The sequence below is a fragment of the Sphingobacterium sp. BIGb0165 genome (genome assembly GCF_024810095.1).
Taxonomy (GTDB): Bacteria; Bacteroidota; Bacteroidia; order Sphingobacteriales; family Sphingobacteriaceae; genus Sphingobacterium; species Sphingobacterium detergens.
This window is the reverse complement of sequence record NZ_JANUEB010000009.1, coordinates 307030-321502: the sequence shown is the minus strand read 5'-3', so window position 1 is coordinate 321502 and position 14473 is coordinate 307030. Positions and strand designations below refer to the sequence as shown.

The 14473-nt window shown below is 39.8% G+C and carries 15 protein-coding genes; 12 read left to right on the top strand and 3 right to left on the bottom strand.

Annotated features, from left to right (window positions below):
- Window positions 1–12: 12 nt before the first annotated feature.
- Window positions 13–1155 (bottom strand): hypothetical protein, encoded by a 1143-nt coding sequence (locus M2408_RS21360; protein WP_259186494.1) that lies wholly within the window; start codon window positions 1153–1155, stop codon window positions 13–15.
- Between the two features lie 177 nt (window positions 1156–1332).
- On the opposite strand from M2408_RS21360, the gene M2408_RS21355 reads away from it, so the two are divergent.
- The 12 genes from M2408_RS21355 (at window position 1333) to M2408_RS21300 (ending at window position 11449) form a co-directional block, all read left to right on the top strand.
- Window positions 1333–1983 carry an epoxyqueuosine reductase QueH gene (locus M2408_RS21355; protein WP_259186493.1) on the top strand — a complete coding sequence of 217 codons (651 nt, stop codon included), beginning with the start codon at window positions 1333–1335 and terminating at the stop codon, window positions 1981–1983.
- A 102-nt stretch (window positions 1984–2085) separates the two neighbouring features.
- Window positions 2086–2622 carry a DUF177 domain-containing protein gene (locus tag M2408_RS21350; RefSeq protein ID WP_259186492.1) on the top strand — a complete coding sequence of 179 codons (537 nt, stop codon included), beginning with the start codon at window positions 2086–2088 and terminating at the stop codon, window positions 2620–2622.
- A 14-nt stretch (window positions 2623–2636) separates the two neighbouring features.
- A complete protein-coding gene (gene rpmF, locus M2408_RS21345) occupies window positions 2637–2828 on the top strand; it encodes a 50S ribosomal protein L32 (RefSeq protein WP_077437804.1) in 192 nt (63 codons plus the stop codon).
- A gap of 106 nt (window positions 2829–2934) precedes the next feature.
- Window positions 2935–3873, top strand: a complete 939-nt coding sequence (gene plsX / locus M2408_RS21340; RefSeq protein WP_077437805.1) for a phosphate acyltransferase PlsX — start codon at window positions 2935–2937, stop codon at window positions 3871–3873.
- 6 nt (window positions 3874–3879) lie between these two features.
- Window positions 3880–4869: a beta-ketoacyl-ACP synthase III gene (locus M2408_RS21335; protein WP_120261596.1), complete on the top strand. Its 990-nt coding sequence runs from the start codon at window positions 3880–3882 to the stop codon at window positions 4867–4869.
- A 75-nt stretch (window positions 4870–4944) separates the two neighbouring features.
- Window positions 4945–5424: an acetyl-CoA carboxylase biotin carboxyl carrier protein gene (accB, locus tag M2408_RS21330; RefSeq protein WP_259186490.1), complete on the top strand. Its 480-nt coding sequence runs from the start codon at window positions 4945–4947 to the stop codon at window positions 5422–5424.
- A 71-nt stretch (window positions 5425–5495) separates the two neighbouring features.
- Window positions 5496–6851 (top strand): acetyl-CoA carboxylase biotin carboxylase subunit, encoded by a 1356-nt coding sequence (gene accC / locus M2408_RS21325; RefSeq protein WP_259186489.1) that lies wholly within the window; start codon window positions 5496–5498, stop codon window positions 6849–6851.
- Window positions 6852–6927: 76 nt separating this feature from the next.
- Entirely contained in the window at window positions 6928–7788 is an 861-nt protein-coding gene (gene tatC, locus M2408_RS21320; RefSeq protein ID WP_223583945.1) for a twin-arginine translocase subunit TatC, read from the top strand.
- Window positions 7789–7801: 13 nt separating this feature from the next.
- A complete protein-coding gene (rpiB, locus tag M2408_RS21315; RefSeq protein ID WP_259186487.1) occupies window positions 7802–8248 on the top strand; it encodes a ribose 5-phosphate isomerase B in 447 nt (148 codons plus the stop codon).
- A gap of 270 nt (window positions 8249–8518) precedes the next feature.
- Window positions 8519–10093, top strand: a complete 1575-nt coding sequence (locus M2408_RS21310; protein WP_259186485.1) for a M28 family peptidase — start codon at window positions 8519–8521, stop codon at window positions 10091–10093.
- 125 nt (window positions 10094–10218) lie between these two features.
- Window positions 10219–11154 (top strand): J domain-containing protein, encoded by a 936-nt coding sequence (locus M2408_RS21305; protein WP_259186484.1) that lies wholly within the window; start codon window positions 10219–10221, stop codon window positions 11152–11154.
- A 4-nt stretch (window positions 11155–11158) separates the two neighbouring features.
- Window positions 11159–11449, top strand: a complete 291-nt coding sequence (locus M2408_RS21300; RefSeq protein WP_259186483.1) for a chaperone modulator CbpM — start codon at window positions 11159–11161, stop codon at window positions 11447–11449.
- Window positions 11450–11485: 36 nt separating this feature from the next.
- Here M2408_RS21300 and M2408_RS21295 read toward each other — a convergent pair whose 3' ends face one another.
- Both M2408_RS21295 and M2408_RS21290 read right to left on the bottom strand, forming a co-directional pair.
- On the bottom strand, window positions 11486–12379 hold the full coding sequence (locus tag M2408_RS21295) for a hypothetical protein (protein WP_259186482.1): 894 nt from the start codon (window positions 12377–12379) through the stop codon (window positions 11486–11488).
- 12 nt (window positions 12380–12391) lie between these two features.
- On the bottom strand, window positions 12392–14446 hold the full coding sequence (locus M2408_RS21290; protein WP_259186481.1) for a M56 family metallopeptidase: 2055 nt from the start codon (window positions 14444–14446) through the stop codon (window positions 12392–12394).
- Window positions 14447–14473: the final 27 nt, after the last annotated feature.

Genomic DNA, 14473 nt, shown 5'->3' with positions numbered 1-14473 from the left:
TAAGTCGAGGGCTTAGAAATTCGTTGCCTCTCGGGCGTCCAAAAAGATATAATTCGGTGTCAATGTCCCATACTCTTTTGTTAGCTCGGGCTCAATATCTCCCCCCTGATCTGTCAAATTAAAACGTAAGACTTTTTTCGAACCATAATCGGAGACATAAAAGAATTTACCCGATTTAACACGGTCATCGATCGCAATTCCCTGCGGTATATCAAATCCGGTCTTTGAACCAGCAACCACATAGTCAGGAACAATCGGTTTATTCCCGGATTCGCTAAACAACGCATCAGGATTCCTAAAGAACAATACCTCCTGGCCTGCAGTGACAGCAAATAGTTTTTTATTCGGTGCATAAGACACCGCTCTTAGGTCTTTTTTTCCCTCCACATAGACTGTCAATGCAGGCTCAAATCTATCCTTATTGATGATCGTATCACGCGCCCTGTCTATCAATTCCTGTTTAAGACCTTTGTAGACAGCAAAACCAATTCTGTTTTTAGCTTCATCATTAAATCCAATGAGTACCCATTTTTCATTTTTATCAGCTGGATTTCCCTGTAATAAAGTTAATGAGGCTGGTTCAATATCCCCTAAACTGATCTGCTTGTCAATGATCTTAGAACCACCTGCTCCACCTTTTCCCTCCGGACGGCTTATCGCATATAACATATTCCCACCTGTCGCCGCAAGTAGAAAGTTGGTCACTGCCGATCCTCCAGTACCATTTTGTTGCGCATAGGTGTAATAAGCCAATCCTCTTACATTTCTAAAACCTGTAAACCCAAGTTGACTAGCATTACCGGGATTCCCATAAATGTCGTCCAAAGGAATCCGTTGGATAAAGGTATCTTGAGTAACGGCTCCCGAGCTTGCCTGGAAAATAGATGTTGCATTGGGATCAAAGAGCACCGGTCCACCGCCTCTCGTTGGGGAAAGATATTGAACGGTATTATCCAGTGTATTGGTGTCCGCAGGATCAACAATCATAAGATTCTTGATCGAATTATTTGTTCGATAGTCAGAGAAAGAAATATACAATCTTGAAATAAGTGTCGGCAAACCTTTTTCTGGTTCATCGTCCAATTTTTTACAGGAAGCAACACCTATTAAACTTGCAAATAATACAATAACACAGGTTTGAAATGAAAATTTCATATTTTTTATTATAAATAGCTTATTGTGTCAAACATACAAATCTACTAATATATGCAGAATATCAATGAATTTATCTCATTCTTTTAGACGGATACCATGATGTCTAAAACGGAAATATTTGCCATTTCGCTACTTTTTGATTAAAATTGCCTTTGTTTTTTGATATCACATACGATTATGGAAAAGAAGGAATTTGTACGGGAGAAGTTGGCATTACCAGGAGAGGGCAAGAAATTGCTTTTACATTCCTGCTGTGCACCTTGTGCCGGAGAAGTCATGGAAGCATTGATTGCTTCGGATATCGATTTTACGATTTATTTCTACAATCCCAATATCCACCCACGTAAGGAGTATGATCTGCGCAAAGAGGAGAATATTCGTTTTGCGGAGAAGCACAATATTCCTTTCATTGATGCGGATTACGATGTAGACCATTGGTTTGATCTGGCTAAAGGCATGGAACAAGAGCCTGAGCGAGGGATCCGTTGTACCATGTGTTTTGATATGCGCTTTGAAAAAACAGCCGAATATGCGGCGGCTAATGGCTTTGATGTGATCTCGAGTTCATTGGGTATTTCACGTTGGAAAAACATGGAGCAGATCAACGACTGTGGGCTACGTGCAGCTTCCCGCCACCAAGACATGGAGTACTGGACGTTCAACTGGCGCAAGAAAGGTGGTTCGGCAAGGATGTTAGAAGTCTCCAAAAAAGAGAAATTCTACATGCAGGAATATTGCGGCTGCGCTTATTCGCTACGTGACACAAACAAATGGCGCATGGCAAATGGACGCGAAAAGATAGAGTTAGGTAAAAATTATTATGAATAAGTCGTGCTCTGTGTATAGATAAAGCATTCGACGGGAATATTTAAAAAAATATTTCGATCCTATTGATTTTATACATACCTTTGCAGGCTCAAATGCAAGATTGTGAAACATCTAAAACAATACAGAATTCCCTTTTCGGGACTCAACGCTGGAAAGCACAATTTTGAATTTGACGTTAATAAAAAGTTCTTTGACTGCTACGAACATTCGATTGTAAAAGATGGCAATCTGAAAGCAGAAGTTGAGTTGCAAAAACAGGAGAACCTGTTAATTTTGCATTTTGATATCCAAGGCGAAATTCAATTGGCTTGTGATACCTGCTTAAAAGAGTTTATGTCACCGATTTCAATTCAAGAACGGATATTGGTCAAATTCACGGATGAAGATTGGACAGACAATACCGAAGAGGTGTTGATCTTATCAAAAAGCGACCATGAGTTGGATATAGCTGAGCTGTTGTATGAATACATCAATTTAGCTGTTCCCTATATCGTGAAATGTGAAGAGCAGGGAGAGGGTATACAATGCGATCCTGAGATGTTGGCTTTATTTACAAGCGAGCCGGATTCAGAGGAGCAAAAAGAAGAAGAAATTATCGACCCACGTTGGGAAGCATTGAGAAATATTAAAAATAACTAAAACAAAAATACGAGATGGCACATCCAAAACGTAAAACTTCTAAATCAAGAAGAGACAAAAGAAGAACACATTATAAAGCTGAAGCTCCTAGCTTGACAGTATGTAAAGAAACTGGCGCAGTTCATTTACCTCACCGTGCTTACAAAGTAGACGGAAACTTGTACTACAACGGTAAATTGATCATTGAAAATACAGCTGTTGTCTAAGGTAAACCTTTCATAACACCAAAACATCCCAAACAAGCAATATTTTAGAAATTTGCTTTATTTTGGGATGTTTTTTGCGTATTATTGATTTACTAAATAATAACGGATGAAGATTGGTTTAGATATTTTAGGAGGAGATTATGCTCCTAAAGCAACGATAACAGGTGCGATTGAAGCACAAAAACAGCTTACTGGAGACCAAAAAATAGTCCTTTTTGGTAAAACTGAAGAGACGAAACAATTAATCGATCAAGCCGGAGGAAATTCATCTGACTTTGAATATGTGGAAGCTCCAGAAGTCATTGCAATGGGTGAACATCCAACCAAAGCAATAACTCAAAAACCCAACTCAAGTATTGCGAAGGGATTTGAATATTTAAAAAACAAGGAAATCGACTCATTCGCATCCGCTGGCAACACCGGAGCCATGCTCGTGGGATCGATGTTCAGCGTGAAAGCTATTCCAGGCGTATTACGCCCAGCCATAGCATCAATTGTTCCAAAATTGAAATCGGGATTCGGAATCTTACTGGATGTCGGTGCAAACGCGGACTGTAAACCAGAGATGCTGAATCAATTTGCAATGTTGGGCAGCCTCTTTGCCGAGCATGTTTTCAATGTATCCAACCCTAAAGTGGGATTATTGAACATCGGAGAAGAAGAAGAAAAAGGAAACATCCTGACAACCTCTACCTACCCCCTACTTAAAGCCAACGACAAGATTAACTTTATCGGAAATGCAGAAGGCCGCGACCTGTTCAGTGACCATGCAGACGTATACGTATGCGATGGATTTACGGGCAATGTGGTCTTGAAACTTGCAGAATCATTTTATGTAGTGACCCTGAAAAAAGGCTTTAAAGATGATTTCTTCGACCGATTCAACTACGAGCAGTACGGTGGTAGTCCAATCTTAGGAGTTAACGCTCCTGTCATTATTGGTCATGGTATTTCAACACCTGAGGCCATTAAAAATATGGTTTTATTTTCAAGAGATATGATCGAGTCTAAATTCATTGACAGTATCAGATCTATTTTCAATTAAGTATTTATGTCAAAGATTCATGCCGCGATTACGGCTGTAAATGGTTACGTTCCGGATTACATCCTCACCAACAAAGAATTGGAAACAATGGTCGATACCAACGACGAGTGGATTGTATCACGAACAGGAATCAAAGAAAGACGCATCTTAAAGGGCGAAGGGCTTGCTACATCAGATCTTGCTGTACCTGCCGTTCAGGGTTTGTTGAAAAAGAGAGGAATAGAAGCGACAGATATCGATTTAATTATCTTTTGTACAAGTACACCTGATATGCTGTTTCCTGCTACAGCAAATATTTTGGCCGATAAAATCGGTGCGACAAATGCATGGGGCTTTGATCTACAGGCAGCTTGTTCGGGCTTCTTGTTCGGACTGAATACCGGAACACAGTTTATCAAAGCAGGTACGCACAAAAAAGTGCTTGTCATCGGTGCTGATAAAATGTCATCGGTAATCAATTATCAAGACCGTAATACCTGTATCCTTTTTGGAGATGGTTGTGGTTGTGTTTTATTGGAGCCAAATGAAGAAGGATTGGGTATCCAAGATGCGATTTTGAAGACAGATGGTTCCGGTGGCCAATTCCTAAATATTAAAGGTGGTGGTTCATTAAACCCGGCCTCACATGCTACTGTTGACGCAGGATTACATTATGCATACCAAGAAGGCCGTACAGTATTCAAATTTGCAGTGACAAATATGGCTGATGTTGCCCATGATGTCATGGTGAAAAACAATTTGAAGTCAGAGGACATTGCTTGGTTGGTACCGCATCAGGCCAACAAACGTATCATCGATGCAACAGCAGAACGTGTAGGTCTTCCAGAAGAAAAAGTGATGGTGAACATCCAAAAATATGGAAACACAACCAGTGGAACAATCCCTTTATGCTTATGGGAATGGGAATCTCAATTGAAAAAAGGAGATAACCTGATCCTTGCAGCTTTCGGTGGTGGCTTCACCTGGGGATCCATCTATTTAAAATGGGCGTATTAATTATCCATTTTATGGTATAATTTATTACTTTTGACAGTTAGAATTTTTTAAGAAACAAACAAAACCTAGAATACTATGGGTATGGATATCAAACAAATTCAAGACTTGATTAAATTCGTTTCAAAATCAGGTGTGAATGAAGTCTCGATTGAAGAGCAAGATTTTAAAATTACAATAAAGACAAATCAAGAGCCTACGTACGTAACAGCTTCTGTTCCAGCTATAGCACCAATTGCTGCTGCTCCTGTGGCTCAAGCTGCAGCACCAGCTCCTGTGGCTACTCCAGCAGCACCAGCTGCTAACGCTGACGCAAACTTGATTACTGTTAAATCACCGATGATCGGTACATTCTACCGTTCAGCTGGACCTGGTAAACCATCTTTCGTTAATATTGGTGATGATATCAATACAGGTAATGTATTGTGTATTATTGAAGCAATGAAATTGTTCAACGAAATCGAATCTGAAGTTTCTGGTAAAATCGTTAAGATTTTGGTAGAGGATGCTCAACCTGTTGAGTATGACCAACCATTATTCTTAGTTGAGCCTAAGTAATTTACAAACGTAAATGAATACTATGTAGCCTCCAAAGGGCTACATTTTTGTAAACTTCATAATTCAAGACAATGTTTAAAAAAATATTAATTGCAAATAGAGGAGAAATTGCCCTGCGCATTATCCGTACCTGCCGTGAGATGGGTATCAAAAGTGTTGCAGTATATTCAACCGCAGATAGAGACAGCTTACACGTAAGATTTGCCGATGAAGCAGTTTGTATTGGCCCTCCACCGAGTAAAGATTCTTACTTAAACATTCCGAATATTATTTCTGCGGCTGAATTGACAAATGCAGATGCTATTCACCCAGGATATGGTTTCTTATCTGAGAACGCACGTTTTTCGGCAATTTGTGCAGAGTATGGTATCAAATTTATTGGTGCTACTGCTGAGCAGATCGAAAAAATGGGCGATAAGTCCCGTGCGAAGGATACCATGAAAAAAGCCGGTGTACCTACTGTACCGGGATCAGATGGTTTGATCTCAAACGTAAAAGAAGGGATCACGCTAGCCAATGAAATAGGTTACCCTGTTATTATCAAAGCTACTGCCGGTGGTGGTGGTCGTGGTATGCGCATCATCTGGAAAGACGAAGAGTTTGAACCAGCTTGGGATTCTGCTCGTGTTGAATCTGCTGCAGCATTTGGTAATGATGGTATCTACCTTGAAAAATATGTTGAGGAACCCCGTCACATTGAATTCCAGATTGTAGGTGATCAGTTTGGTACAGTATGTCACTTGTCAGAACGTGACTGCTCAATCCAACGTCGTCACCAAAAACTCATCGAAGAATCTCCTTCACCATTTATGACGCCTGAACTAAGAGCTGAAATGGGTGAAGCTGCTGTGAAAGGTGCAAAAGCTGTAAACTATGAAGGTGCTGGCACAATCGAGTTTTTGGTTGACAAACACCGCAACTTCTATTTTATGGAGATGAACACACGTATTCAGGTAGAACACCCTGTAACAGAAGAAGTGATCAACTTTGATCTGATCAAAGAACAGATCAAGGTCGCTGCTGGTATTCCGATCTCCGGAAAAAATTATGAACCGGAAATGCACGCGATCGAATGTCGTATCAATGCAGAAGATCCGTTCAACAATTTCCGCCCTTCACCGGGAAGAATCACTAACTTTCACTCACCGGGAGGTCATGGTGTACGCGTAGATACACACGTATACTCAGGTTATACCATTCCACCAAACTATGACTCTATGATCGCTAAATTGATCACTGTTGCACAAACACGTGAAGAAGCAATCTGTACCATGGAGCGTGCATTGAGCGAATTTGTGATTGAAGGCATCAAAACAACCATTCCTTTGCACCTGAGATTAATGCGTGACCCTAACTTTAGAGCAGGCAATTTCACAACAAAGTTCATGGAAACATTTGACCTAACTGAATATCCTGTAGAAGACTAAATAAAATTATCTTTACATACATAAAAAATACCATTCTTTACAATAAGAATGGTATTTTTGTTTCCAAACAATTTTTATGAGTACACCAAATTCGAAAGATCTAATACAAGCTATCAAAAATAAGGGGAAGAATATAGAAGCAGAGATGTCTTTCTTTGACCATCTTGAGGTCTTAAGATGGCATTTGGTCCGTTCAGCTATCGCAATCTGTATCTTTGCAGGTATTGCATTCACATTCTACGATTTTGTATTTAAAGATATTATCATGGGACCCAAAAATTTGGATTTTTGGACCTACCGCATGATGTGTAAAGCCGCTGAGGTATTCAATTTAGCTGATTTCTGTGTCAAGAAGATACCTTTTAATATTATCAATACGGAATTGGCTGGGCAATTTATGCTCCAGATCAACTCCTGCTTGTTGATGGCTTTGATGATGGGTTTCCCTTATCTTCTTTTCGAAATTTGGCTATTTGTAAAACCGGCATTGACAGATGTAGAAAGACGTTCTGCCCGAGGGTTTGTATTTTATGCTACGGTATTATTTGTTTTAGGCGCTCTTTTCGGATATTATATTGTTGTACCATTATCCATCAACTTCCTAGCGAATGTATCCTTAAGTGATGAAATCGTCAACCAGATTACGATAGACAACTATCTGTCTACCATTGCGACATTGACATTAGGCTGTGGAATCGTCTTCCTACTGCCGATCATGGTATTTATTCTGTCTAAAATAGGCATTATGACGCCTGAATTTATGCGTGCCAGCCGTCGTTATGCAACAGTAATTATTTTGCTTATAGCAGCCGTAATTACACCTTCTGCAGATATTATCACCATGTTGACCGTTGCTGCCCCGATGTTCTTATTGTATGAAATAAGTATCATGGTCTCTGCGGATGTCAAAAGAAAAAAATTAGCACAAGAAAAATAAAATAACAATAGAAATGAGCAGCGTAAAGAAAATTGCGATTGGAAGTGACCATGCAGGTTTTGAATACAAAACAGCATTGGTTAGCTTTTTAAATGAATTGGGTTATGAAGTAACCGACTTTGGAACCAACTCTCCAGATTCAGTCGATTACCCAGATTTTGCACATCCGGTCGCATCAGCGGTAGAGAACAAAGAGGCTGATGCTGGTGTATTGATCTGTGGCAGTGCCAATGGTGTTGCGATCACAGCCAATAAACATCAAAATATCCGTGCCGCAATCTGTTGGTTGGAGGAAATTTCGGTATTGGCACGTCAACATAATGATGCCAATGTGGTGTGTGTCCCTGCCCGTTTTATCGATCTTGATCTCGCTAAAAAGATCGTATCAACTTTTATGACAACCGAATTTGAAGGTGGACGTCATGCCAATCGTGTCAATAAAATAGCTTGCAGCTATTAATAAATTAACATATTTTAAGAAGCGGATGAAGAGTAGAATATACTTTTCATCCGCTTTTTTAGTTATATTGTGTACTGATCTAAGGTGGTCAAGGTTGGCATTGCTATACTTCATATTGTTTTGGGCATAATAATACACTGTTGTTAATTGTTATCCTTGATCATCTTATATACATACTATTTTAAACGATAACAAAGTATTGCGTGCGGCGCAGAGCCCAAGCTTACAGCACCAGTATCTCGATACACAATACTACATACTAAATACGAAATGAAGAAAATACATAACCTGATTTGGGTAGCGTTTTCTGTGGTGAGTTGTGCTCAGGCACAGGATGTCAGTACCAAATATGCGAATGAAATCACTGTAGAATCGACACAAAAACATCTACGAACGCTTGCTTCGGTAGACTTTGAAGGAAGAGGAACAGGACAGAAAGGTGGTCAGTTGGCCGCGGATTATATCGCAAATGAGTTCAAAAAATACGGACTTTCAGCACCCGTAAATGGATCATATTTCCAGCCCCTACAGCTTATACATAATAGTTTTAAGGTCAAGCAGTTTACAATCAATGACCGACCTTTTCAAAATGGGAAAGATATCTTTGTCATTGGAAACAACGAGGAGAAACTCTTTGAAAGCAATGAAATAATATTCATTGGCTATGGAATTGATGATCCAAAGTATTCCGATATCACGGGCTTAGACCTGACCAATAAAGTTGTCCTGTTATTGAACGAAAGTGAACCTACGGATGATAAGGGAAATTCATGGATCACCGGGAAGAAGACTCCATCTGACTGGTCGACAAGCAGGAATAAGAAAATCAAGGAAATTCTCAAGAAGAAACCAAAGTTGGTGTTGGCTGTCAACAGCCAATTATCCCAATTGCTTGAAGAGGCAGGAGACCGCGCGACAGAAGGACGTTATAACCTAGCTATAGATCAGCCTGCGCCCGAAAAATCACCCATGATCCCAGTCGTCAACATTACAGATCATGCTGCGAATTATATCTTTAACCTTGCACGCACAAATCTAGCCGCTGTTGTCGGCAAGATCAACCGTTCTGGACAAGCAAATTCTTTTGCGATTAACACCAATCTCAAGGCCGACTTCGGTACAAATGCAAAACCTTTAGCCGACCCGAATATCCTGGGATACCTGGAGGGAACCGACAAAAAAGACGAAATTGTTGTCATTGGTGGACATTACGATCACGATGGCAAAGATTCCAAAGGAAATATTTTCTTTGGTGCTGATGACAACGCCTCAGGAACAACCGCTGTGTTGGAACTTGCCCGCAGTTTTTCCCGCGCAAAAGCAGCTGGTAATGGACCAAGACGCAGTATCCTTTTTATTACCTATGCTGCTGAAGAAAAAGGCTTACTGGGTTCTAAATTCTACACCGAAAACCCAGTTTTCCCACTGGTAAATACTGTTGCCTGTATCAACATCGATATGATTGGTCGTGTAGATGATAAGCACATCAAAGGGAATCATGACTATATCCATGCGATCGGTTCAGATAAACTGAGTTCTGAACTTTATCAGATCAATAAAGATGAAAATGAAAAAAACACCAAACTGGAAATAGATTATATGTATGATAATCCAAAGGATCCAATGCGTCTGTATTACCGTTCAGACCATTATAACTTTGCAAAGAAAGGCATACCATCCATCTTCTATTTTTCGGGCCTCCATCCGGACTACCATACACCATCAGACACCTATGACAGGATTGATTTCCCATTAATGGTCAAACGGGAGAAGTTGGTCTTTTTCACGGCATGGCAGATCGCCAATAGAGATGAGCGATTAATTATTGATAGTAATAAAGAATAACAAATAAACTTTACCGCAAAAAAAGAAGTCCCAGATGTCAAACTCTGGGACTTCTTTTTTTGATTGACAAGCAGAACAAAGCGCTTAAAAATTTGTTATATTTATTACAAGACAGCAAATTACATATGGCTTTTGTAGATTATTATAAAGTGCTTGGTATTGATAAAACAGCCTCGGCTGATGATATCAAAAAAGCATATCGCAAATTAGCGCGTAAATACCATCCTGATGTAAACCCGAATGATAATGAGGCTAAACAACGATTCCAGGAGATTAATGAAGCAAATGAGGTATTGTCCGATCCCGAAAAACGCAAAAAGTACGACCAATATGGCGAACATTGGCAGCATGGAGAAGAGTACGAGAAAGCGCAGCAACAATACAGACAATCCCAATCTGGTGGTGGCAATCCGTTTGGTGCCGGAGGTAATCCATTTGCTGGTAGTGGCGGTTCGCAAGAATATACAGGAAATTTCGATGACGGCCAATTCTCAGATTTTTTCGAACAGATGTTTGGAAGCCGACGTGGCGGTGGTAGGCAAAGTACCTTTCGAGGACAGGACTTTAATGCCGAATTGAGTTTAAGCCTCCAACAGGCCTATACAACCCATCAACAAACCTTTAATATCAATGGTAAAAGTATTCGTATTACAATCCATGCAGGTGTAGAGGATGGACAGAAAATCAAATTAAAAGGATACGGTAGTGAAGGAATCAACGGAGGCCCTAAGGGCGATTTGTATATTACAATCAATATCACTCCCGATGCAACCTTCAAAAGACAGGGAAATGACCTGTATACTTCGCTAGATGTTGACCTTTATACGGCCATTTTAGGAGGAGAGGCAACGCTCGACACCTTTGGAGGTAAGATCAAATTAAAGGTAAAACCTGAAAGTCAAAACGGGGCAAAAATGCGGCTCAAAGGTAAAGGTTTTCCAATCTATCGGAAAGAAGGCGAATTTGGAGACCTCTATGTCAGCATTAATATAAAAATGCCCAGCAATCTTTCCGAAGAGGAAAAAACATTGTTTCAGCAACTGAAGGATTTAAAACAATAATCTCATGGAAACGACACTCATAAAAGTTATTGACTTCTGCCAATCCAGAAAAGTTGAAACAACTTTTCTACAGACCATGGAGGAGTATGGCCTTATTCATATTGTCATACAACAGGAAGAACAATTTATTGATGAAGATGAGCTCAAGAAACTGGAGCGTTTCTCAAATCTATATTATGACCTGGAAGTAAATCCACAAGGAATTCAGGTGGCCAATCACCTATTGGATAAAGTCGAGCAACTTCAGAATGAAATTCTACAGCTCAAAAATAAATTAAAAGCCTTGGATTATTAATCCAAGGCTTTAATACTTCTTCATAAAATAGAATAACTAGAATACAATATCCCTCTCTGTATTGATTTTGGTCTGCCAGACGATTTTATCTTGCAGTGTTGTATAGAGAATTTCATAGTCTCCTTTACAAACGACGAAGGATCCAAAAAAATCTTTTGGTTTCATTAGTCGATAGACTACCAATGTGCGCTTCCCTTCAACCTTTCCGTATGCTTTCATTAGCATGTATCCGGTTTTGTTAATCTTCTCGTCAGGAATTTTATAGTCCAGGTGCGAACGGCTTCCATCATCGGGGCATTGTATCTCCGTCCTGCTCGGCGTAAAAACATAGCGATCCCGGTACATCGCTACATTGGATTGCACAATATCCTTCGCCCAGGCAATATCTTTGAAATCAGGCGGAAGCAGAAAGATCATACTAACCATCTTTTCCTGCCAAAGCCGATCATTGAACGGAATAACAAAGTGCAGTAGCTTCTTCCCTTTAAATTCACCTATGCTATAAAAATAGCGTCCTTCCTTGTTTTCCTCACGCTGGAAAGTGGTCAAGTCGAGTAAATGACTTTTCTGACCTTTAACATTCGGATAATTGTTTATCACAGCAAGCATATCATAGTTATAATCCCCTTTCAGGCTTCCGGTAAACAACACCTTGTAAGCTGTATCCAGGTAATTTAGATGCTTGAGTACTTTAGTGTATTCAGCCTTGACCTTACTAACATTGATGGGACCGGTATTGGCACCCCAATTTTCCTCTTTTAAAATATCATCTCCTAAAAATACAGCAAGATTTTTATCGACGTTGATGAAATATTCATCGCCCTCCACGGTATAACCATTAGGCGCTACCTGATAGGATTTGCAGGATACAAGTGTAAAAATTAGCGAAAGGGCGATAAACAAAAATAAGATACTCTTCTTTCTAAACATCCGATCGATCTCCTAAGATTTAATCTTTTGCACCTTTACCCCCTCCCAACGATAAACATTATAAAGATCTCCATTCATCTTCATTACCCTTAACGTCAGTTCATATTGATTTTTAATTGGACTACCGTCAAGAATACCAGGTCTCCACTTTGTTCCACGCTGCAATAGTTTTACAAGTTCTTGAGCCGCCTTTGTATCTGGTGTATTAACAACTTTAAAGTTACTTAGCTCACCATCTTTTTCAACCATAAACTGTATAACAACATTTCCATCCTCTCCTGTCGAATTTGGAGCATAGTGCTTCATAACATAATCTCGGTAGGCAATCATCCCTCCCACAGGTTCAGAATTCACATCCACTCGGGTATAATTTTTCACATAACCCCCTTCTGGCGTAAACTTAATTCTGAAAAGACCAATGGATTCGACGGGTTTGCCATCTTTTAAGGCCGGAATCCATTTTGATTTTTCTAAAAGTGAGGCAGCCTCCTTAGAAAATGCAGGTCCTAAATCCGAATTGGTTAACACCGACTCGATGCTACCATCTGCATTAATTGTCAAATATGCTTGGATTACTGGATCAAGATCTTCTTTGGTCACCTTCCTTGGAAACTTAAAATTTTGAATAAACCATTTTTCAAGTCCTTCAGCCCCTAAGACAGGACTTCCAGTTGGTTTACCGCGCATAACCTGATTCTCTTTACCATCGCTGAGATTTAGACGAATAGGCAATGTATAAGCAACCCGAACAATCCGTCTATTTTGAATCCCAGGCTTCCACTTTTTCGCTTTTTTCATTAGTTCCAGCGCAGCCTCTTTGGTTCCATAACCCAAATCCCGCTTCACATTGACTTCAGAAAGACTTCCATCCTTTTCTACAACAAAGGAAATCTCAATGACGCCACTTACCTTCCTATCAAGTGCTTCCTTAGGATATGCATAATTCGTAGATACCCAATTCATAAAATTTGCCATCCCACCCTCCGGTTGGGGGACGATCTCCACCGCAGTAAATATTGCATTGAAATTTGGGTTAAGCGAATCGAGGCTCGAGTCTCTACCCTTCATCTGCTGTTCAGCAATAACTCGCTCAGCATCCAATTTCGCCTGGTTGGCATCAGCCACTTTTCTACTTTTAATTGTATCTAATTGAATATCAATGTTTTTACCAAACCACTCATCCTGCTCTTTCAACACTTTCGTTGGAGCCGCGATCTCAACCTGATTGATCGAACTTTCTACATCTGAAACTATATCCTTTGCACGCGTGGTATTGAATACCAGTGTAGACCCTGCTACAAGCAGCAACATTGGTAATACTGCGGTATATAACAAACGCTTTTTCCGCGCTGATTTATTCTTAAATAACATCATAATTCTTTTCTTTAAAAATGAATGATTAGAAAACTCATGCGTCAGTGGTAAATGATCCACCTGCAGCGCATGAGCGACCAGCATTTCGGCATAGGCCACCTTATCCGTCGAACAGATTTCGTCGGCAATACATTCATGCTGGAATTTTAACTCCTTCTGAAAGAAATATAAAACCGGATTAAACCAGTTGAAAATTTTCAACAGCTCCATCACAAGTAAATCATAGGAGTGCCCCTGATCGACATGAACACGCTCATGTGATTCAATACTACTTTTCTCCTTAATAGACTCTCCAATGATGATTTTATTGAAAAATGAGAAACTTAGATAATCATGTTCATCCTGTAATGCACGTACCAACTTAATCACCCTAAATAACAACAATATGAAAGCAATTGCAGCACCTACCCAATACACATAAGTCAAGATGTCTATCAAGTAAATTGGTTGCTCTTTGGGGCTATTAATGGCGATCTCCATATAGCCACTCAAATCCACCATAGGTATGGAGTACGCGATTATCTCTGCTTTCGGTAATTCTATAAATATCCCGATGGGTGCCAATAGCGAGAAAAATATCATCCCAATCAAATAGACGCGATTCCATTGAAAGAAGGTAAGTTTTCGAAAAATCAGCCTATAGAGCGCAAAGCTGATAATCAATGAAACATTGACAATCAATAAGTAAATCATAATCAAAAGTTTATAAGAGGTGGTTGT